A 20,139-nucleotide genomic window follows, 5' to 3' on the forward strand; every position below is an offset into this window, starting at 1 on the left:
TGCGAACACCGGACGGTTACGAGGGGAGATAGAAGGGATGGCAAGATAAAAGCGGTGCCTCCAAGCGGCCCCGGAAGTGGCGTCTGCACGTCGTTTTTGATGGAGGCATACCCACGGTGATGCCTCCATCGGGAAGGCGCGGTCGCCTGAATGCCAGCATTTCTGCGGCTCTCCGGCTCCCCCGAATGGAGGCCCTTGAAGGGCTGCGCTGGCGCACCCTCATCTGGCGCTTTCCAGCATGGGACAGCGTCATGGCCGAGGATCCATTCGAGCTATGGTTGGGGCGGGTCGGCACGGATCGCCCGTTCGCGCACCAGCTCCGCAAGGCGACTAATCTGGCGGGCAGCGCGGGACGATCTTCGGCGGCGCGCGCCCGGCATTTCGATGGCAGCAGGATAGGGCGCGGTTCGGGCGTCGGCCGGGTGCTTGGGTCTTCCGATCGGTTTGCAGGAATTCGCGCGCGCCGCGTCGTCGTAAAGGCCCGCTTCGTGAAGCTGGCAGGGAAGGGGGCGAAGGGCGCTGCTGCGCACCTTCGCTATCTGCAGCGTGATGGCACCACCCGCGAGGGTGAGCGCGGCACGCTCTATGCTGCTGATCACGATGTTGCTGACGGCAAGGCGTTCCTCGAACGCGGTGCTTGTGACCGGCACCAGTTTCGCTTCATCGTCGCACCCGAAGACGGCGCGCAATATGACGACCTGAAACCGCTGGTGCGGCGCTGGATGGCGCAGGTCGAGCAGGACCTCGGCACGAAGCTCGACTGGGTGGCTGTCGACCATTTCAACACCGGTCATCCGCATGCCCATGTGCTGGTGCGCGGGGTCGACGATCGTGGCCAGGATCTGATCATCGCCCGCGAATATATCAGCCGCGGGCTCGCCGCGCGGGCGGCGGAGCTGGTCAATCTCGATCTTGGGCCGCGTACTGACCGAGAGATTTTCGAGGGGCGTCAGCGCGAGGTCGGCCAGGAGCGATTCACCACCATCGACCGCAGGTTGCTGATCGCGCGCGAGGCCGACGGGCTGGTGCCCTCCTGGCATGGTGACAGCATCGAGCAGGGGCTGCGCGCAGCGCGCCTGGGCACGCTAGCGCGGATGGGACTAGCAACCGAGGAGGTGAAAGGGCGCTACCAGCTCGCCGACGATCTGGAAGCAACGCTGCGTGACATGGGCCGACGTGGCGACATCATCGCGACCATGCACGCGCAACTGAAGGCGCGGGCGCCCGAGGTGCATCCGCAGGACTATGCGATCTATGACCCGGCCGTGGGCAATCCACTCATCGGCCGCGTAGTGGCCGCCGGACTGGCCGATGAGCATCGCGACCGCCACTATCTGATCGTCGCGGGGACCGACGGGCGCAGCCACTATGTCGAACTGGGCAACTGGTCGCTCTCGGAAGGGAGCGATCGCGCCGAAATGGTGCGGGTGACGCCGGTCGTCGCAGGCATCCGTGATGTCGACCGGACGGTGGCCGAGGTCGCTGCCGCCAATAGCGGCATCTACAGCGTCGACAGGCACCTGCGCCATGACGCCAGCGCCAGCCAGCGTTTCGCCGAAGCCCATGTCCGGCGGCTGGAAGCGATGCGACGGGGAGGGGGCGAGGTTGAACGCATGCCGGATGGCAGCTGGAAGATCGACGCCGACCATCTCGACAAGGTGCTGGCCTTCGAGCGAAGGGCGGCTGCGGCACGGCCCGTTGAGATCGAAACGCTTGCCGAGCGCCCGGTCCTGGAACTGGTCCGCCACAACGGCGTGACCTGGCTCGACGAGCAGCATGTCGCGAAGGAACCGGAAGTGCTGGGCGGCGGGTTCGGGGCACAGGTACGGCAGGCATTGGTGCTTCGCCGCCAGTGGCTGATCGAGGAGGACCTCGCCTGGCGCGACGGCGATACCGTCCGCTTTCGCGCCAATTTGCTGACCGAACTGCGCCGTCGCGAACTGCGCCAAGTGGCGGATCAGCTCTCGAAAGAGATGGGTCTCGGCTATGCCGAGCATCGCGGCGGCGCGATCGAGGGTATCTATCGCAAGGCGGTGCAGGTGGGCGCAGCGAAATACGCGTTGATCGAGAAATCGCCCGAATTCACGCTCGTGCCGTGGCGGCCAGTGCTGGAGAAGCAGATCGGTCGCACCGTTTCCGGCATCGATCGCGGCGGTACGATCAGCTGGACATTCGGTCGCCAGCGTACGGGGCCGGAGATCGGCGGGTTCTGAGATGCCCCGAAGAGGTACCTGGATTCCCCAGCGAGGCCCTGTATCGGAAGCGGGAACAGGCGGATTCTGCACGTCATGCAGACGCGAAAGACCCGCCACCAATTCTATCTTCCCGACGAACTGTCGGCGAAGCTCGACGCGATGGCCGCGCAGCCGGGATCGTCGAAGACCGCGATCCTGACCGACGCGCTGATCGCCTGGTTCGATCGCCGTGCCGGTCATGAACTCGACCAGCGCTTCGGCGCGCGGCTCGACCGCCAGAACCGCGTCGCCGACCGGATGGAGCAGAAGCTCGACTATCTGACCGAAGCCCTCGGGCTCTTCGTCCGCCACCAGCTTACCCTCACGGCGCACCAGCCGGCCTTTGATACCGAGACGCAGCGCCTCGGGCGGCTTCGCTACGACGCCTTCATCGAACTCGTCGGCCGCGCAATCGCCCGGGGCGACACGAACAACCGCATCGCCAACCGTCAATCCCCAGAACTGGGGAGGGACAGATGAAGGAGCGTCCCATGCGTCCTACGCTGAGCAAGCCGAACACCGACCTGTCGCCCATCACGCTGCGGATTGCTGATGCCTGCCGCATCACCGGCATCGGCCGGTCGAAGTTCTACGAGTTGATCAAGGCCGGCGAGATCGGGGTGATCAAGGTAGGCGCGATCACGCTCGTGCCGATGACCAGCATCGACGCGTTGCTTCAGCGTGACAGCCCCACCGCGGGCGACGCCGTCCGGCCAACCTTAGCCGAGGTGATGCACCCGTTCCTGGCCAACGCCATTTTGACGGCGAGCCTTGCCTCGACCCCCGAGGCGGTTCGGCGCGATCTTTCGTCGCCGGACGAGGGAAGCCGAGGGAAAGCGGAAGACGGCGTTGTCGAGCGCATGATTTTGGCGCTCTATGATCGAGACGGCCAGTCCGGCGGGGATCGTTGATACAGCTTTATGTCGTTTTGCTGTCCTAGCTTTGGCTCGGGTCGGAGCTTTGGAGCATTCCTAAAAGGTGCCGGCTAGACAGACTGAATTTGGGGTAAGGCCGTCGTTCCGATGCCGCAGGTTGATCGCCGGCTCTTGTCGGATGCTGACGTTCAGCGCTTGTCTGTGCGGCGTGGCGTTACGACTAAAGCTGATCCGTAAGGCGACTGACGACTTTAGGGCAAAAAACGTTGAAAGCCGCCGTGCGATCGCGGAAAGTAAGTTCGCAAGTCCGAAGTCGCTTCGCGATATAAAACCGACGCCTGTATTACTTCGATTGATCGCGTCGGATGCCTGACGCTAGTGGGGTGATGAGACTAATGTCACTGAGCATAGAAGCGCTGCGGATGGCGCCGGCGGATTTGCCGGCAACGCTGCGCGAAGTGGTCGAGTATCGAAAGTCGGGCCTGAGCCTAAATCATGTGGTCGGCTGCCCGCTAGACTGTGCCTATTGCATACGTCACGTGTTCGACAACTACGATATGAAGAGACCCCACCTCGTCATGGACGATGAGGCTGCGGTCGCCGCCCTCACAACTCACTGGGCGTTCCGACCGCATCGAACGCCTATCCAGATCTTCAATAGGGCGACGGATCCCTTCCTCCCGCGCGTCAAGGAACATCTCCACAGGACGCTCGAGCTTCTCGACGGCCAGGGCCTGACAAACCCCGTGCTGGTCATCAGCCGGTGGCGGGTCGATCGCGAGGACGTGAAGCGCATGGAGCGCCTCACCAGCCTTAAGCTGACCGTCCTCGTCACCTGGTCGGGCATCGACGACGATCGCATTGAGCCGATCGATGGCGCTGTGGCGGAGAAGTCGCTCGCGACGCTCGCCACCGACGCGGTCAGAACGAAGCGGATCCTCTACTGGCGTCCGATCATCGCCGGCATCAACGATTGCGACGACGTAATCGGACGAGCCCGTGAACTCGCCCGGCTTGCCGATGCCACTGTGTTCACCGGCCTCTTTCACAGGGACCAGATCAGGGCGCACATGCGTTCGATCGGTGTGCCCGACCTCTACGACAGCGCGCCCAGGCGCAAGATCATGCCGCGTCTCGTCGAGCGGAATATCCTCGACGGGTTCGGCGATCAGCCGATCTTCCGGAAGACGTCGTGCGCCGTAGCCTTTGCGCACGGTATCGCCGACTACAACGGCCACCTCGGGATCGAGAGCATCTGCGACATCTGTCCGAAGCGACAGGTCGACATCTGCGCGGCCGCACATGCAGAACCGTCGCGAGAGCGGATCGCCGCTCTGGCGCGCGAAGCCGGGCTCGCCACGGGAACGATCGAGATCGCGAACGGGCGCATCCTCGTCGACGACAGCACTGAGCAGCAGCGCTACTTCATCCAGCACGCCACCGGCTTCCAGGTGCACGACAGGTCGCACCCGCACCTGCCGGGAAGGCATGGACGCGCCGAGGAGGGATGGGAATGAATAAGCGCATGTGGGCGGTCGACGTGGAGGGCAACGGCGGATCGCCGCCCGAGATCGTCGAACTCGCTATCGTGGAGATGGAGGGGCTGCGACTGACAGGCCGCCACAAGCAGTGGCGGTTCAAGCCGAAGGGCGGGATCACCCCCGTCGTTTCGCGGATCCACGGCATCTGGGAGCGCGACGTTGCGGACGCACCGGAGATCGAGGACGTCATCGACGACGTTCGCGAATGGCTAGAGGATACCCCCATCGTCGGACACAACGTCCGCGTCGAACTTGAGACCATCGGGAGGGCGATGGGGGACTGGCAACCTTCGGCCGCCTTCGACACGCTCCGTATCGCGCGCCGACTGCTGCCCAACGAGAAGAAGCACGGCCTTGAGCACCTCGGAAGCACGCTAGGGTTGCTCGACGCAGCAGGTACCGCAACGGGTGGGGGTTCTCACTCCGCCCCGTTCGACGCAGCCCTCTCGGCAATCCTGCTCGAACATCTTCTCGCACCGCTATCCGAAGCCGAGCGCCAAGTCGTCATGGACGACGCCGACATCCTCCGCGTCCAGCAGGGCTCACTCCTGTGACATCCCGCCCATGCAAGATCGCAGTTGCCGGTACGCACTCGACAGGCAAGACGACCTTCCTGCGCCGGCTTGAGGATGAGCTCGCCCACCGGGGATTCTCGCCCGGATACGTTCACGATAGCGCGGTCAACGCCCGTGACCTCGGCTTTCCGATCCTCAGGGATCACACCTTCGAGAGCACCGCGTGGATCATGGCCGAGGCGATCCGGCTGGAGACGGTCGCCTCCCTCTCCGCCGACGTCATCCTCGTTGACAGGCCGGTGCCCGACGCACTGGGTTATCTCGTCGCCGCGCTTGAGGTGACTGGCCGAAGCCTGGCGCCCGGACGCCTAGAGCGTCTCGAAACTATGTGCACAGGCTGGATGGGCGAGTACGACCTCACGTTCGTGACTCAGCTGGACCAAGACATCCCCATCGGCCCTGGCCGCGACGACGATCACGAGTTCCGCATCGCGGCAGGCGTCGCCGTCTCCCGCATCCTGAGCCGGGTCGCACCGCACGCAAAGGTGCTCGGGGCACACGATGCAGACGACGCCCTCGCGCTCGCGATATCGTTCGCCGAACGGCATCGGAGCGGAGCGTGAATCCGTACGGCAAAGGCACCGACGTGGCCGCATCCGCAGCCGGCCCCACCAGGATCGGTCTGGGCTGCATGGCACTCACCGGCATCTACGGCGCCATTGACCGGGATGTGGCCCAGGCCACCATCCACGCGGCGCTCGATTTAGGCATACGGGTCTTCGACACCGCGGCCCTCTATGCCGACGGTTCCAATGAGGAGCTGCTGGGACGAACGATCGGTGACCGCGACGACGTTTTCGTCGTCACGAAGTTCGGACTAGCCGCCGGCGGCAATGGCACCCTGGTCCGCGACAGCACCCCGGCAGCGATGCGCGCATCCGTGGACGCATCGCTGCAGAGACTTCGCAAGGAGCGGATCGACCTGCTTCTCCAGCATCGACCGGATCCAAGGACAGACGATGCAGTCGTCGCAGGTGTCGCAGCCGATCTAATGCGAGAAGGCAAGATCGCCGCATTCGGTCTCTCGGGAAGCGCGCCGGAGCGCGCGGAGGAGTTCGGACGGGCCATTCCCGTAGCGGCGATGCAGAACGAACTCTCCCTTGCGAGTCCGGAGCGGCAGAACGAGCCCGCGATCCTCGATCAAGCTGGTGCGATGTTCATGGCGTATGCTCCGCTGGGACGCGGGCTGCTCACCGGCAGGTTCAGGGACCTTTCGGTGCCGGGCGACCTCCGCGAACGGATGCCTCAGTTTCAAGACGATGCCGAGAAGGCGAACTTGGAGCGTCTTGCCGTCGTGGACGAGATCGCCGCGAAGCATGCGACCTCGCGGGCGGCCGTCGCCTTGGCGTGGACACTTAATGCCGGCAGTAACGTCGTGCCCATCCCTGGCGCGCGAAGCCCGAAACAGATTACGACGGCCATCACAGCCGCCGACTTGGCACTTACCCCTGATGAGATGCTTCGCCTCTCCGAAGGCGCGCAGCAGATGACATCTTAGCAGCGGCGATTACATGTCTTGTCCTGATAAGCGTGCTGCGGCAGCAAGGCGACATGACCTACGTCGCCGCATCGGGCACCGCACGCATCCAGCATGCCGACACCAGGGAGGTGTTCGAGATTGATGCCGACGAACTCGACTTCGAGGCGATCGGCGCCGATGAACGGAGCATGGGTCCCGAGATCCATCACCAGGCGGAACTTGAGCATCCGGAGCTAGGCACTTTGACCTGGGGTCTCTGGGAATATCCGGTCGGCATCGAGAATATGACCGAAACCGAGATCGGTCGGCACACCATTCTCGAAGACATCGAATATGGCCTGCGTCACGAGCCCGACGAGGACGAGCCACCCAAAGACGACGAGCCGGATCTTCCGGCTCTGCGCAGGCAGCTGCCTGCGCAGATTGATGCGCTCGATCAAATCCTCGGACAGTTCGCGGACCTGCAGCCTCGGATCGGCCACAATTAGCCCCCGGAGGAGCATCGGTTCACCCTCACCGATCTGGAAATCGGCGAGATCCGGGCAAGTCTCGACGAATTGCGCGCGCAGGCTGTTAGGCCGAAAGCGATCACGACCGCAGACCCTACAACAACCCAATTGGCGCAGACTCGCCTGTCGAAGCTGTCCTCGACGCTCGCAAAATGGGGCAAGATGTCCACCGGCGCTCTGGCGCTCGGTGTCCTTGGAGGTTTGGGAAAGGGCGCCGGCGAACATGTCTGGCAGCAGATGCCAATGCTGCACCATCTCGTCGACGTCATTCAGCACACGCTGACCGTGTGGATCCACGCGCTGATGGTGCTGTTCTGAGCGAATTCCCAACGACGACGGGCCGGACGTGGTGACGGCTCAGCGCGTGACCCGGTAGCTCTCGTCCGGAACCTGCTTCCTCGGCGCCCAGTCGAGAAAGCGAATTCGACCCGCCGCCTTCAGTTCGGCCGCCATCCTTCCGAGCTTCACCTTTCGGACGCCATGCTTCGCAAGAATCTGCGGCCACAGCTTACCGTAGGTGATGACGGCGGGGTCGGCCGGCACGATGTCCAGGACCGCGGACACCGCCCCCGCCTCTTGCTTCGCCATCCACCGGGCCGCGAATTCGTTGCTGCCCAGGGTGGGACCGAACATGTCCGTCGTGCCGAAGGCCTCGTCGCGCCTGCTGGTCTGCAACGCCGCACGCACCACGTCCTGCGCCTTCAGGGCATCGTGCTGGCAGTCCCGGAACACTTCGACGCCCTTGGTGCTGCGCGTCGCGTAGATCAGCGAATAGTAGGTCCTGTCCTTCAGGGGGAACAGGACCGGCGTCTCCATGACGTAGGGAAAGTTGCCGAGGCCACCGATGACATCATTGATGCACGAGACGAGGATCTCCTTGCGCGCCTCCGCGGCGTCCTCGCCGTCGACCGCCACCGCCCCGAGGCGTCCCTTCCAGTCAGTCCCCGGCATGAGGGCGTCGAGACTGGCCTGAATTGCCGGGCTGCTCATCGAGGCCGACCAATTGATCATCGTGAACATGAAGTTGAACACGACCTCGGAATTCGGACGACGCAGGAGTGGGCCAACGGCCTTCAAATCGATCTTCCAGCCCTTGGGATCCATCAGCACGAACGAGAACGCCCGCTGCGGGATGGCACGGAGAAGGTCGGGAATCGCCTGGACGAAATCGCCGTTGAAGGTCTTGATTGCGATGTCGGGGTAGAGTGGGATGATCTCCTGAAGGCGCGCATACGCCGCCGCATTCCGTTCGACGAGCAGCGCCGTCATGCGCACGTCAGTGCGGCCGAGCTTGGCCCACGCCTCCTTCGCCCGCCGAAGGGCCTCCAGCGCGATGCCGAACGACGTGTCCTCGAAGTTCTCGCCCTGATCCTTCCAAGGCCCCGAGTAGCCGTCGACGTAGACGACCTCTTGGTATGCGCTGGCCACTTTGAAGACGAGCCGCTCCACATAGTCGGCGAGGAAGTGATGCTTGACGTATGCCTGCTCGCGGCCAGCGTAGTTGGCAAGATCGGGCCTCATCAGGCTGCCCGCGACGCGATAGCGACCGGAAGCTCATTCCACTCTCGCCCGTCGAGATCGCGTCCGCCCGTCTTCGGGCGAATCCCGCCCCACTGCTTGAAGAAGAAGGCGACACCCTGCGCAGCGCACATGTCACGAATCTCGCGCGCCCACTCGATCGCCATCGGACGGGCGCCGGGACCGCTCTCGCCGCCCGCGATGACCCAGTGGATGCCCGACAGATCGACCTGCCCGACCGAGCCGATCAGCGGTTCGACGGAAAGGAAGCGAACGCCTGCGGGCGCCCGGCGGAGATGCTCGATGCGCGCCCGAGAACGCGAATCCTCTACCGACACCCCGAGCCAGATGTGGGCTGGCGGCGCCAAGTCGCGATAGCGACGCTTCAGATAATCGCGCATCACCGAGCTGCGCTTGGTCAGCACCTGGAAGACGTGCCAGTCCGCCTTCTCCATCGTATCGAAGACACTGTCGATGAAGGTGCGCGGCACCTTCTTGTGAAATAGGTCGCTCATCGAGTTCACGAAGATCATCCGCGACCGCTTCCATGCCAGCGGCTGCGCCAGTCTCTCCGGACGGAGCGTGAGGTCGAACCCGTTCTCGAACGGATGTCCGGGCACGCCGCGCCAGCGTTCGGAGAACCTTTCCGCATAGCAGTTGTCGCAGCCGGCCGTGATCTTCGTGCAACCCGTGACCGGGTTCCACGTCGCATCCGTCCACTCTATCGCACTGCCATCCGCCATGGTTACCCGCCCCGATCTAGAACGAATCATGAATCTCGCATATCACGATTCGCCGCGCAACGGATTTGCGTCCTGATCAAACGAAAATCCAGCAAGCAGACTCGCTTTCGGCTGGACAGGCGAATCAAATGCAATTCATATTCTGCAACCAACGGGGTAGTCCCCGCGGGGGCAATCGACAGATGGCGAACGGGCTCGGCTACGACTGGATCCTTGGCGGCGAGCTTCCGACGCTCGGCCGGCATAGTGTCGCGAAGCACGAGATCTTCGACCGCTATGTCGAGGCATACATCAGGACGCTGACGAAGAGCCACCTTACCCGCGCTCTGAACCTGACCATAGTCGACGGCTTTTGCGGCGGCGGCCGATATACTCTCGACGGGGTGGAGGTGGACGGATCACCTCTTCGAATGCTCGCGTCCGTGCAGCGGGTGCAGGCGGAGATCACCGCCGTGCGTACGCGCGGGATCGCCATCAACGTTGACTTCGTCTTCGTCGACGCCAATCCTAGGCACATCGAGTTTCTTCACGAACTGCTTCGACAGGAGGGACACAGCGCGCGCATTGGCCGCGACATCCACATCGTCGGCTCGAAGTTCGAGGAGGCTGCCGGCGACATCATCGCACGCATCAAGTCTAAGGGCCGAGCGCACCGCTCGCTCTTCTTCCTCGATCAGTACGGCTGGAGCGCCGTCACCTTCGAGACAATCCGGAAGATCATGGCGCAGCTGCAGAACCCCGAGGTGGTCCTGACCTTCATGGTCGACCATTTGGTCAACCTGCTCAACGACCGCATGATCGACACCGCCGGGCTGGCCGCCATCGACCTCAACCGCAGCGACGTTCGCGACATGCTCGAGATGAAGCAGATGCGTGGCTGGAAGCGTTTCATTCAGAACACGCTCTACGAGCACATCCAGCGGAATACCGGCGCCGATTACTACACTCCCTTCTTCATCCACCCCGATGGCACGTCGAACCGGGACTATTGGCTGCTGCATCTCTCCAAGCATCACCAAGCCCGCGAGGAGATGGGGAAGATCCACTGGATGATGGAGAACACCTTCGAGCACTTCGGCCGGGCCGGCTTCAACTCGCTGGGCTTCGTGCCGGGGCAGGACGTGCGCGCCGACATGCTTGAATTCGGGTTCAACGACAACGCTCGCACCCGTTCCGAAGCGGCGGTCGTTGAGCAGCTGGCCAGGATGCTTCACGCCCGGGCGGTCGCGGGCGAGGGTCCTCTAACGAAGAAGCTGCTCTTCGCCTCCCACTGCAACGAAGCTCCGGTTGTAGCGAGCATCGTCGATGCTGCGCTCGTAGAGCTCCGTGCCGCAAAGGATGTCGTGATAAAGGCTCCTGACGGTGCATTGCGGCGCTCGGTGAGGCAATTCACTTGGGACGATGAGATATCGCTTTCCCGGCAACCAGGCTTGTTCTCAATTTTCGATCAGCAGGTCGCCTAACTCGAATTCAAACTCGCGAAAAAACGGTCTCCCGAAATATCAGCCCCACTACGCGGATAATCAATTCAGCGAGCGTGCGGCACGCTCACCCGGTCGACGCTCCGCTTGGAAACGGCAGCAAAATCCTACCGTCAATCTTCCCTGACCCCGATTGCCGCCGGATGAACGGACGACGATTTTCAGGATCTCGCCACTTCGGTCTCAACGGCGATATTGGAGCGCGAAGCTGATAGGGTGGACGCCCCCGAGGGTATCGATGTACCAGAGTGGAGGAATTGATCCTCCCACGCGAGCGCTCGATGTTCAGCCGTCTCGGCTGGGAGATGTCTCCCCGGGGGCGGTGTCTTCTTGAGCTTCGACCATCCAGATCTTCCGGACACCGTAGCGTTCGCCCTCGACATCGATAGATATCAGCGACTTTCGAAGCGGCATATTTACGTCCCAGAACCAGTCAGCGATGATCTCGGTCTTGGTCGGCAGGCCGCCGTCTAGCACGCGCCGCATGCGATCCTCCCAAACCGCCACCTTGCTCAGCCGGGTCGAAATTTCCGAAAGCATGCCGGCGGCAAGATCTGGGATGGCGCACAGATCCTCATAGTCCCGGAACGCCGGATCTTGGCCGGTTGTGTTCAATCGATATACGCCCATCGGAAATGGCGAGTAGAAAGACGAAAAGCGTGCCGCCGCCAGCAAGGCGTCGTCATGTCGGACCTCGTTGGCGACGAACGCATCCTCGTCGGTGATCCAGGTGACATTAGTATAAGGACGCGCCCAAAGCGAGATCAGGATGCCGGCAAGATGAACTTTGCGTGCCATCGCTTCGAAGGCGCGCGGATTCCAGTTGGCCCTCAAGCCGAGCGACTGGCGAAAGTCGTCGGCCACGTCTGGCGCCGTCGACAGCCATTTCTTCTTCTTGTCGACTGCGACTGCCACTAGATGGCCATCAAGGTTGGCGGCAGCGGCCAGGAAGGATATCAAAGCCTGCTGGCGCATCGGGTCGCCGAGCTTCTTGTAAGACATCGTCCGGCCATCGCGCAGGAATTTGGCGCGCGCGTCCCGTATTACCTCGGACCAGTCGGCAAACCCGCCCCGGATTACGAGATAGCAATAGACGAGGTGACTGGACCCCGCATGCTCGCCGCCGAAGTCCGAAGCGATCAGCAGCTCGCCGGCGTCTCGCGGTCGCGGCTCCCCGGCGCTCACCTGCTGCTGGATGGAATAGCCCCAGGCCCAAAGCCGTCGCGCCGCCACATTCTCGGGCGTGAGGAGCTGCCAATGATCGTGATGGGGGCCGAAATCCAGCATCACGCCACTTTAAGGCAACCAAGCGCGGGTGCCAGCGCGCAAACCGCGAAGGCTATCCGCAGAGACTGATCAAAAAAGGCACGTCGGCTATTGGTGGCGCCGATCGTCGCAAGGAAAAAGCCCCTTCTTGTGAGCGGAGCGGTCATCATCACGATCATGGACGAACGGCCGCTTTTAGGCGTTCTGGTTTGAAGCTGAAATGTTTGAGGATGGGGCGCAAAGCCGACCGGCTGGTTTGCGAAACACGAATGGCGGATTTCAGGAAGAGCCGCCGCTTAGGTCAACGACACTGAATGGCTTGAGCTGGTCGACTGCTGCCGGAAACATCGACCTGCGCTTTTTGGAACGAAATAGCCGTCCAACGAAGCGACTGTGAACGTGCGACTGCGCCGAATCCGGACGACAACGAACCTGCGACGAGCGTCTAAGTGTGTTCCCTAGCCGAGGTGTGAGCCGGCATCACCGAGCCGCGTCAGGATTTCCCTTAGTGCCTGCTGCATGCGTGAGGCAAAGGCGATGCTCTCCTCCTGCATCTTGCAATGGAAGTCGATCGACCGCCGCATCCGTCCCACCTTCATCGACATCAGCGCACGATACCGTTCGGCAAGGCTGCGCTCCCTCGCCTCGTATTGGCTGCGGAGGGCCTGGATGTCGATGTCGGGAGTCGCCGAGCACGATTCCAGCAGGTTGCGTTCCATCTGGCGGCTGTCGCTCGCGACGATGTCGGTGTAGAGTTCCTCGATCGCGCCGTCGGCCTGCTGCGCAGCGATGGCGTTGTCGAGTTCGGTAATCGCTCGCAGGAAGTCGGAGCGTCTGCCTTCGTCGATCCTCGGCGCGGAGGCGTCCGCGTCCAGGATCAGGAGTAGCATGCTGAAGTAGGTGGTCTGCCGCTCAAGGCCGGCTTCCGGGAACATGCTGACGAGCCGTTCGGCTTGGGGCAGCGCAGCCTTCGCGTAGCGCTGGAACGTCTCCGTTTGCGGTGAGGAGGGCGTGGGGGCGTAGTCCCCGTCCAGGGCTGTCATGGCTTCCACGTTGCGCGGGGCAAGCGCGGGTTCGAAGATGACGTCCGTGATGTCGATCAGGCGCCCAATGTTTTCGATGGTGGCGGGAGTCGTCCGTTCGATAGGCACTACCGTGAACTCCGCAGCACCAGCCAGGGCAAATGCCTCCGCGACGTAGGCCGAGCAGAACGTGCCATCGTCGCCTGCCGACGCCTTTCCTGTTCCGAGCGGGAGGACGCTTTGCCGCGCTTGTCGAAGCGAATACTCGCGTCCTACGCCTTTCTGCGCGTGGGACGCCGCCCTTCTTGCGACGGACTCGTCCGGATGGCGGAGCACCCTAAGGTTTTCGATTGCGTGGACGAAGCAGTTGGCCAGCGAGAGTGAGCTCACGCCTTCGTTTCCGGCTTCGGCGAACGTCGGCGGGCTCGTGCAAATCAACACGTGGCTGAAGCGGCTTCCGGCGGCCTCGCGCACGCGTCGCGATATTTCGAGCGCGCGTTCGTCTTGCGACTCCAGGGTCGAAGTTAGGATGATGTCACCCGGGCGCAGCAGCGAGACGTCCGGGAGGAACACCATGCATCCATCGTATCGGGTGTTCTGGTCACCCATTGTAGACTTCCATTCTCAACGCGTCATATCGATTCGACGCGGGCCAGCCACTTTATTTATGCTGGCACCGCAATGATGGTCGTCTCGGGGTGAGTTCCAAGGTCAGTATGCATTCTCGTCCGATGATTGAAAAGCAGTTGATTACCCAAGGGCCACCTGACGGTAAAGGCGTTGAAGACCATTTCGGAAATGCGGAACCTACGCAACCGCGCTGCTCACAATGCCGAGATCATGGTTACTGACGCCCTGCGGTTTGATGAGCTTGCCCGAAGAATGAAGAAGTTTCTCGACGACTAGGGCTTGTCCGCGTGCTGGGCGTAATACCCTAGTTAGATGACGAATCATGTACGAACAGCACCTCGGAATCGCTGCGAAGCCAACGACGCTCGCCAAACATATAATTATGCATCTGCTTGACATCGACCTCCTGGAACGGGCCGTAGGTGTCCATCATCATCGCACGGGATGACTCCAAACCCTCTCGCTGGCTGTCGGCGATCCACGACAACGATACGAACTCATACGCAACACGCGCGACCAACTGCTGGGCGATGCCAATCACGACCCCCGATTCGTGAACGCAATGAAGAGCATAGTCGCTCGAGGGGGCGAATTCGATTTGCCAACCGGGCGCGGCCATCTGCCTGCACAGTTCGTCCATGCTCGCCCCGACGATGATGAAGATGTTGCCCTCGATAAAATCTAAGAGATGCTGGGGCTCGCGGATGGTCAGGATGAAGGGTGTGTAGGGCGCCCACGCAAAGTCGTTCTTGTCGCCGTTCAGAGTCCAAAACACGCACCGCTCGTGAGCGAGCGGCTCAAAGATCGCTGCGTAGTCGGGCCGCCCACCAGCTATTGCCGCGAAAGCAATGCCCGGTTCCGGTCGAGAAATCGCGAACCCTGTCCTTTTGGCTTCAGCGATGCACTCGTTCAGCGCGTCGACATTAGTGCGTTCAGGGAGGGTGACCGCTTGCCGCATCGTCTCACCAGGCGCCCCTCGGTAGCCGACCGCACGATCAGTCTCCAAGAAGCTGCGCAGCTTTTCCATCTTCTCGGCCTGCCGCCTACCCCGACTACTTTGTTTCGGGCTGCTTTTCACCTCGATAGGCACGGGATCGGAAGCACCGAGCAGACAAACATCGCCATAGCGAATGGTATTGGTAATGTCGGAAAGGACTGATGGCACCTGATGCTCAAGGGCACTGAATAGGCACGTCAACTCGCCAGCCAATCCCTCTTTGCCACGGATCATCCCGGCATCAGGTTTTATAGCAAAGCGGTCGGTGTCATAGTAAGCGTGCTTGATAGCAAACTTGTCGAGATAGAGGAACGCGAGCGCGTCCCCACAGCATTTCCAGATATAAATCTGCTTGGCGTATCGGTCGATGAACCCCGCCGTGCGCTTGATCTTTATCTTGAGCGCCTTGCTGATTTCCTTCGATCCCCGGCCTGTTTTCAACTGCCGGTTCAGTTCCCTGTGCGCAGCGCGATGCTCGTCCTGCTTACGCTCTGCGCGAATGACCTCCTTCAAGACGAGGAGGTTTAAGGCTTTGATCGAAGCGAAATCGTCGCGATCGGCTTCAATCGCGCGGAGCAGCCGTATCATTTCAAAGAATGGCTTCTGTCGCCGACCGACCATCATTAGCGTTGTTCCGACCTCAGGTTAGAAGCGCCGCTATCCCCCAGCATCGCATAATAGCGATTGCGGAGGCGGCAAAGCGGTTCCGATGCGCTGCGATGTCCAGCTTTGCGGGCTGGTCGACCAAAAGTTGCCACTCAGTTATCGGCTCAGTTCCTTTCGGTCTATGACTTGGTTGGGGGTGTAGGCTGAACGTCCTCTTGTCACAGAAGCTGCCGTTCCGCAGGTCGCGTGCCCATGACCGCTTTGTCCCAGACCCGGCCGCCTAAGCCGTCTGGAGACGCCGTGCGCTTTCAGGCAATCGGCGGGCGAACCGCGATGACCGACATTTAGGCGCTTAGCTGTCGGCCGGATATACGTAGTTAGTGATTTCAACTGGTTTCGTTAGTGATTGGGCAGTTCCACCGAGCAAGGCGGCGGTAGATTCAAGTCGCTCAAAGTAAAGGACTGCCTCCTTCCAGACTTGAACGGCACTATTAAGACGCTTGAGGCGCTCTGATTTATCCCGACCCGTACTGTCGTTCGTCACTTTGTCTTCGGAGCGATAAATCTCTGAAATGCGTTGATTGATCGCGTACACTCGGCTGCGGAGACGTATGAAGTCAGCGAGCATTGTTGCGGGAAGAGTCGATGTATCTATTTCTCGCATTGCCGCGACCATTTCATTTGTCCGCTCCCCGCGCAGCCGATGGGTAGGATAAGCTCGACTAGGCTTGAGGATGGCCACAAGGCGTTCCGTCAACGTTTCGAGGGCGTCGTAAGCCAGTAGATGGGCAGCGCGGCCGCGCTCCGCTGTTTGCTCAAGTGCATGAGCCTTCGAACGACTCACCGTAAGCGTCCGTCCAGGACCGTCTGAGGAAGAAGTGGCCTGTCCGTCCTGGCGCCACTATGGGCCCACCTAATGGGGACTATGAGGGCGATGATCTCACCGGCAGGCTGGTTGAGGTTGAACGTCTACCAGTTGCGGAAATCCTTCATGCTGCTAAATTATAACAATGAGGCTTTTGAAACGTGCTCTCCTAGCGTTGTTTTCAGCAGGCTGGATTGTTCCGTTCTGCATGAGCCACTGGCTGTCACAAGATTTCATGACAGGTGTAGTGGTCCCAGCTGTACGGGATGGAGAGCTCTGGCGAGGCGGGTCGTGGGGTCCCTTCAAGCTCATCGATCAATTGTTCTACACATCGATGGTCTGGCTGGCGGTTGTGATCGTAACGTGGAGCCTGTTCCTGCCGGTCACCAAAGACCGGTAACCACTACTCTCGGTTACTCAGCCTAGCGGTCGGGCCGAAAGCCGTCATTCGGCGCTGGCCTCAGGCCAACGGCCGCTTCTAGCGCGAACCTTCTCGGCGGCAACAATCGGTGGAAAGCCGTCGCTCCTCCCCGCTTTAGGAAGCCCAGTAGCTATCAATGGCCACTTGCTTACCGCCGATCAGTGCACTGGTATAAGCGGTGTCACCGCGCCAACCCCATAGCCGCTCTGCGTTACCGTACGTCCAAATTTGTCGATAAAACTTGGAGCGCCCATTCCCGGCCTATTGCCAGAGGCGCCGCTAAGCCGCTTCATGATCACGCTGACGTCGGCAGTGTAGCAGCGGTTTGACTTGCCCGATCGGCATGCCACAGGGTTTGTGGGCGTCTGAACTGGTCGGGCAAATAAGGTCGCACGCTGATCACCCATCCGGTTTTCGCCCTCTATGGCGTCGTGGATTTCGACGTATTTACTCCCCGCGCTTTGGGCCATCTCGGCCGCTCGATAGATAGCGACATCAATAGCCAGCATCTGGCGCCCTCGCGTGGCGCCTTCAATTCGCCAAAAACCATCGCTCGTCGTTTGATCTTTGTAACCCTGCCCAGACTTCATTGGCCCGTAATATGTGGCCGTAGAGGTAGCATTTGCACCGCTGGCTTGCGCTACAAAGAGAAGCCCGATCAGAATTCCGACGCGCATAAACAGCTCCCCGAATACTATGGTTCAGCCGACTACAGGTGAAGGGTGAACGGCTGATTACGACGCTCGGAACGTTTGTGTGAATGGCTGAATTTGGGGCGCGAGCTGCCGGTCCGCTTTTCACGCATTTTCGGACGAAGAGGCTTTTGGGTCGACCCAATTCCAGGGCAGCAGTTCGTCCGTACGGTTGATGGGGTGACCTCGGCCAATTCGATCGAGGACGTCGGCGAGCCAGATCTGTGGGTTGATCCCATTCAGCTTCGCCGTCTCGAGCAGGCTGTAGATCGCTGCTGCCCGCTCGCCGCCGCAGTCGGCACCGGCAAAGAGCCAGTTCTTCCGACCCACGGCGATCCCGCGAAGCGCATTCTCGGCCAGGTTGTTGTCGATCTCTAGCCTGCCATCCTCCGTATAGGCGAGAAGCGCCGGCTTCAGACGAACGGCATAGCGCAGCGCCTCCGCCAGCGGAGACCGCGCCGACACCTGGGCGAGCACGCCGTCTGCCCATTGGAAGAAGTCGAGCGCCTTCAGCTTGGAGTATTTACGTGCCTTCCGCCGATCATCATGCGGATCCCGGGTGATCCGCCGCTCCACCTCATAGAGGTCGCCGATCAGCACCAGCCCTTCACGGGCGACGGAGCGGGCGTCTGCGTCGAGCACATCGTGCAGCTTGCGACGTACGTGCGCCCAACAAGCGACCGGCCTGATCAGCCCCGGCTGTCGATCGGCCGCGTAGAGCTTCTCGAACCCGGCATAGGCGTCAGCCTGCAGAAAGCCGGCGAACGTCTTGAGGTGCTCGCGCGGGCGTTCTCCCTTGCGATCTGGGCTGTATCGGTAGAGCGCCGCGGGTTTGTCGCTGGGGCGCCATCGTCGATTGTCGCGCACGTACACCCACAGCCGCCCCGTTGCCGTCTTGCCGCTACCCGGCGACAGCACCGGAACAGGCGTGTCGTCGGCGTGGAGTTTCGGGCTGGCCATCACCTGCTCGACTATACGGTCGACCAGTGGCTGGAGAAGCCAGCTGACCTGGCCCATCCAGTCTGCCAGCGTCGATCGGCTGATCTCGACGCCCTCCCGCGCGAAGATCTGCGATTGGCGGTAGAGCGGCAGATGGTCCGCGAATTTCGAGATCACCACATGCGCCAGCAGACCAGGACCTGCGCGGCCGCGAGGGACCGGCAGCGAAGGTGCCGGTGCCTGGCTGATCGCATCGCAGCGCTTGCAGGCCAGCTTCGGCCGCACATGCCGCACGACGTGAAAGCGTCCCGGCACATATTCCAGCACCTCGGTCACGTCTTCGCCCAACCGCGCCATGGCGCCGCCGCAGCTGGTGCAGCCGTCCGCTGCCGGCGCCGGATGCAGCACCTCGTCGCGGCGGAGATGCGTAGGGAGCGGCTGACGGCGAGGCTGGCTGCTTTCTGGGGCAGGTTCCTTGGCTGTCCTGCCGGCGATGACGCAAGTGGCATGCGCCTGCGCGGCCTCCAGATCCTCCAGCGACAACTCCAGCTGGTCCGCCAGCAGCAACAGCCGTTCCGAAGACTGGCCGAACTTCATCCGGCGCAGGCGGGCAAGCTGGACCTTCAGCTTCTCGATCTGCAGCGTGGTCAGCTTGATGGCATTTTCGGCTGCGGCGAGCTGCTGCCGGGTTTCCTGATGCGCAGATCGCTCCGCCGCCAGCGCCTGCTCGGAGGCTGCGAGTTTGGCCTGCATCGCCGCCAAAAGCGCCTTCACCGCATCAGGATTGTCGGGGATGTCCAGCGCATCGGAAGACATGGCTTTTTATACCAGAACAGAGACTCCCGCCCAAGCAAAATGCTCTGTTTTCTGCAGCTTTCCGCTATATCTGGACGGGCAATCGAGGCGCCTCCGGCGCCACCGTGCGACGCCAGTCCATCGCCTCGATCAGCAGGGCGAACTGCGCCGCGCTCAGCACAACGCCGCCATTCACCAGCGGCGGCCAGACGAAGCGATGACGCTCAAGGCGCTTGGAGAACAGGCAGAGGCCGGTGCCGTCCCAATAGAGCGCCTTGAGATAGCTGCCCTTGCGGCTGCGGAAGAGGAAGACGTGCCCGCCATAGGGCTCCTGGTCGAACAGCGGCCGCACCAGCGCCGCCAGGCCATCGAAACCGAGCCGCATGCTTACCGGCTTGCTGGCGAGGTACACCTTGGTGCCGGGTGCGAGCGAGATCACGCCGTTTCCCGCAGCGCCCGCAGCACGCGGGCCAGTGCCTTCTCGTTGACATAGGTATCGACCGACAGGCGCACCCCACCGGGCAGGTCGATGTCGATGCCGCCGGGCCGCAAGCCTGGGTTCGGCCGTATCAGCTCCTCCTGCGTCGTCCTTGTCTCGCGCGCCGTGGCACGGGATGACGCAGCAACCTCGGTGTCCCGGAGCGCCGCGAGGGGCTCCGCAGCAGATCCGCTCGCCACTTCACCATATGGTACAAACTGGAGCGGCTCGCTCGTCAGCAGCGCCATTTCGCGCTGCCGCTTGCGCCAGCCATGTATCAGGCTGGGCGACATCCCGAGCTGCCGAGCAACGCCAACGATGGTCGCCCCCGGCGCGTCGCATTGCGCCAGCACAGCGGCCCGCTCCGCGTCTGAATAGCGTCGCCGGCGCTCCGCGCGGGTGATGACCTCCATTCGCGCCATCCGCACTCTCCTTAAGGAGTGCGAAAGGACACTCCTGAGTGCTCCCCGCC

Annotated in this window: 20 protein-coding genes; 10 read left to right on the forward strand and 10 right to left on the reverse strand. The window is 62.1% G+C overall.

The annotated features are described in order from the left end of the window. Positions 1–251: 251 nt before the first annotated feature. The 9 genes from rlxS to A7X12_RS15695 all read left to right on the forward strand — a co-directional run bounded on the left by rlxS (position 252) and on the right by A7X12_RS15695 (position 7,532). Entirely contained in the window at positions 252–2,213 is a 1,962-nt protein-coding gene (rlxS, locus tag A7X12_RS15655) for a relaxase/mobilization nuclease RlxS (RefSeq protein ID WP_064312573.1), read from the forward strand. A gap of 75 nt (positions 2,214–2,288) precedes the next feature. Next, on the forward strand, positions 2,289–2,714 hold the full coding sequence (locus A7X12_RS15660) for a hypothetical protein (RefSeq protein ID WP_064312478.1): 426 nt from the start codon (positions 2,289–2,291) through the stop codon (positions 2,712–2,714). An 11-nt stretch (positions 2,715–2,725) separates the two neighbouring features. After that, positions 2,726–3,145 carry a helix-turn-helix domain-containing protein gene (locus A7X12_RS26725; RefSeq protein WP_084445581.1) on the forward strand — a complete coding sequence of 140 codons (420 nt, stop codon included), beginning with the start codon at positions 2,726–2,728 and terminating at the stop codon, positions 3,143–3,145. Positions 3,146–3,531: 386 nt separating this feature from the next. Beyond that, positions 3,532–4,626 carry a hypothetical protein gene (locus A7X12_RS15670; protein ID WP_198162049.1) on the forward strand — a complete coding sequence of 365 codons (1,095 nt, stop codon included), beginning with the start codon at positions 3,532–3,534 and terminating at the stop codon, positions 4,624–4,626. After that, complete coding sequence (locus tag A7X12_RS15675) at positions 4,623–5,204, forward strand: 3'-5' exonuclease (RefSeq protein WP_064312480.1); 582 nt, start codon at positions 4,623–4,625, stop codon at positions 5,202–5,204. The genes A7X12_RS15670 and A7X12_RS15675 overlap by 4 nt, the downstream gene beginning before the upstream one ends. Beyond that, a complete protein-coding gene (locus A7X12_RS15680) occupies positions 5,201–5,788 on the forward strand; it encodes an AAA family ATPase (protein WP_084445559.1) in 588 nt (195 codons plus the stop codon). Before A7X12_RS15675 ends, A7X12_RS15680 begins: the two co-directional genes overlap by 4 nt. Beyond that, positions 5,785–6,723: an aldo/keto reductase gene (locus A7X12_RS15685; RefSeq protein WP_084445562.1), complete on the forward strand. Its 939-nt coding sequence runs from the start codon at positions 5,785–5,787 to the stop codon at positions 6,721–6,723. Before A7X12_RS15680 ends, A7X12_RS15685 begins: the two co-directional genes overlap by 4 nt. 53 nt (positions 6,724–6,776) lie before the next feature. Continuing rightward, positions 6,777–7,193: a hypothetical protein gene (locus tag A7X12_RS15690; RefSeq protein ID WP_157105620.1), complete on the forward strand. Its 417-nt coding sequence runs from the start codon at positions 6,777–6,779 to the stop codon at positions 7,191–7,193. Positions 7,194–7,322: 129 nt separating this feature from the next. Continuing rightward, positions 7,323–7,532, forward strand: coding sequence for a hypothetical protein (locus A7X12_RS15695; protein WP_064312482.1), 210 nt, complete (start codon positions 7,323–7,325; stop codon positions 7,530–7,532). Positions 7,533–7,571: 39 nt separating this feature from the next. Here the strand turns inward: A7X12_RS15695 and tcmP are convergent, their stop codons facing one another. Together tcmP and A7X12_RS15705 are read right to left on the reverse strand one after the other, a co-directional pair. Further along, positions 7,572–8,735 carry a three-Cys-motif partner protein TcmP gene (gene tcmP / locus A7X12_RS15700; protein WP_064312483.1) on the reverse strand — a complete coding sequence of 388 codons (1,164 nt, stop codon included), beginning with the start codon at positions 8,733–8,735 and terminating at the stop codon, positions 7,572–7,574. Continuing rightward, entirely contained in the window at positions 8,735–9,505 is a 771-nt protein-coding gene (locus A7X12_RS15705) for a DUF5131 family protein (RefSeq protein WP_232318539.1), read from the reverse strand. Before A7X12_RS15705 ends, tcmP begins: the two co-directional genes overlap by 1 nt. Positions 9,506–9,657: 152 nt before the next feature. Here A7X12_RS15705 and A7X12_RS15710 point away from each other — a divergent pair, with 152 nt between their 5' ends. Continuing rightward, complete coding sequence (locus A7X12_RS15710) at positions 9,658–10,938, forward strand: three-Cys-motif partner protein TcmP (RefSeq protein ID WP_064312485.1); 1,281 nt, start codon at positions 9,658–9,660, stop codon at positions 10,936–10,938. A gap of 303 nt (positions 10,939–11,241) precedes the next feature. On the opposite strand, the gene A7X12_RS15715 is transcribed toward A7X12_RS15710, so the two are convergent. The 8 genes from A7X12_RS15715 to tnpA all read right to left on the reverse strand — a co-directional run bounded on the left by A7X12_RS15715 (position 11,242) and on the right by tnpA (position 20,089). After that, entirely contained in the window at positions 11,242–12,189 is a 948-nt protein-coding gene (locus A7X12_RS15715; protein WP_157105621.1) for a hypothetical protein, read from the reverse strand. Positions 12,190–12,680: 491 nt separating this feature from the next. Next, positions 12,681–13,853 (reverse strand): hypothetical protein, encoded by a 1,173-nt coding sequence (locus A7X12_RS15720; RefSeq protein WP_064312487.1) that lies wholly within the window; start codon positions 13,851–13,853, stop codon positions 12,681–12,683. Positions 13,854–14,178: 325 nt separating this feature from the next. After that, positions 14,179–15,495 (reverse strand): hypothetical protein, encoded by a 1,317-nt coding sequence (locus A7X12_RS15725; protein ID WP_064312488.1) that lies wholly within the window; start codon positions 15,493–15,495, stop codon positions 14,179–14,181. Between the two features lie 334 nt (positions 15,496–15,829). After that, on the reverse strand, positions 15,830–16,321 hold the full coding sequence (locus A7X12_RS25645; RefSeq protein WP_157105624.1) for a hypothetical protein: 492 nt from the start codon (positions 16,319–16,321) through the stop codon (positions 15,830–15,832). Positions 16,322–16,921: 600 nt separating this feature from the next. Beyond that, on the reverse strand, positions 16,922–17,440 hold the full coding sequence (locus A7X12_RS25650) for a hypothetical protein (RefSeq protein ID WP_157105625.1): 519 nt from the start codon (positions 17,438–17,440) through the stop codon (positions 16,922–16,924). A 120-nt stretch (positions 17,441–17,560) separates the two neighbouring features. Further along, on the reverse strand, positions 17,561–19,210 hold the full coding sequence (gene tnpC, locus A7X12_RS15735) for an IS66 family transposase (RefSeq protein ID WP_064312490.1): 1,650 nt from the start codon (positions 19,208–19,210) through the stop codon (positions 17,561–17,563). Positions 19,211–19,274: 64 nt separating this feature from the next. Continuing rightward, positions 19,275–19,628: an IS66 family insertion sequence element accessory protein TnpB gene (gene tnpB / locus A7X12_RS15740; RefSeq protein ID WP_064312491.1), complete on the reverse strand. Its 354-nt coding sequence runs from the start codon at positions 19,626–19,628 to the stop codon at positions 19,275–19,277. After that, positions 19,625–20,089, reverse strand: coding sequence for an IS66-like element accessory protein TnpA (tnpA, locus tag A7X12_RS15745; protein ID WP_064312492.1), 465 nt, complete (start codon positions 20,087–20,089; stop codon positions 19,625–19,627). The genes tnpB and tnpA overlap by 4 nt, the downstream gene beginning before the upstream one ends. Positions 20,090–20,139 lie beyond the last annotated feature (50 nt).

The organism is Sphingomonas sp. TDK1, from assembly GCF_001650735.1.
Lineage (GTDB): Bacteria > Pseudomonadota > Alphaproteobacteria > Sphingomonadales > Sphingomonadaceae > Sphingomonas.

Excerpts from the sequence above, each read along its gene's own strand:
- rlxS (WP_064312573.1), top strand. The coding sequence starts at position 252 with ATGGCCGAGGATCCATTCGAGCTATGGTTGGGGCGGGTCGGCACGGAT.
- A7X12_RS15660 (WP_064312478.1), top strand. The coding sequence starts at position 2,289 with ATGCAGACGCGAAAGACCCGCCACCAATTCTATCTTCCCGACGAACTG.
- A7X12_RS26725 (WP_084445581.1), top strand. The coding sequence starts at position 2,726 with ATGCGTCCTACGCTGAGCAAGCCGAACACCGACCTGTCGCCCATCACG.
- A7X12_RS15670 (WP_198162049.1), top strand. The coding sequence starts at position 3,532 with ATGGCGCCGGCGGATTTGCCGGCAACGCTGCGCGAAGTGGTCGAGTAT.
- A7X12_RS15675 (WP_064312480.1), top strand. The coding sequence starts at position 4,623 with ATGAATAAGCGCATGTGGGCGGTCGACGTGGAGGGCAACGGCGGATCG.
- A7X12_RS15690 (WP_157105620.1), top strand. The coding sequence starts at position 6,777 with ATGACCTACGTCGCCGCATCGGGCACCGCACGCATCCAGCATGCCGAC.
- tcmP (WP_064312483.1), bottom strand. The coding sequence starts at position 8,735 with ATGAGGCCCGATCTTGCCAACTACGCTGGCCGCGAGCAGGCATACGTC.
- A7X12_RS15705 (WP_232318539.1), bottom strand. The coding sequence starts at position 9,505 with ATGATTCGTTCTAGATCGGGGCGGGTAACCATGGCGGATGGCAGTGCG.
- A7X12_RS15710 (WP_064312485.1), top strand. The coding sequence starts at position 9,658 with ATGGCGAACGGGCTCGGCTACGACTGGATCCTTGGCGGCGAGCTTCCG.
- A7X12_RS15720 (WP_064312487.1), bottom strand. The coding sequence starts at position 13,853 with ATGGGTGACCAGAACACCCGATACGATGGATGCATGGTGTTCCTCCCG.
- A7X12_RS15725 (WP_064312488.1), bottom strand. The coding sequence starts at position 15,495 with ATGATGGTCGGTCGGCGACAGAAGCCATTCTTTGAAATGATACGGCTG.
- A7X12_RS25650 (WP_157105625.1), bottom strand. The coding sequence starts at position 17,440 with ATGCGCGTCGGAATTCTGATCGGGCTTCTCTTTGTAGCGCAAGCCAGC.
- tnpC (WP_064312490.1), bottom strand. The coding sequence starts at position 19,210 with ATGTCTTCCGATGCGCTGGACATCCCCGACAATCCTGATGCGGTGAAG.
- tnpA (WP_064312492.1), bottom strand. The coding sequence starts at position 20,089 with ATGGCGCGAATGGAGGTCATCACCCGCGCGGAGCGCCGGCGACGCTAT.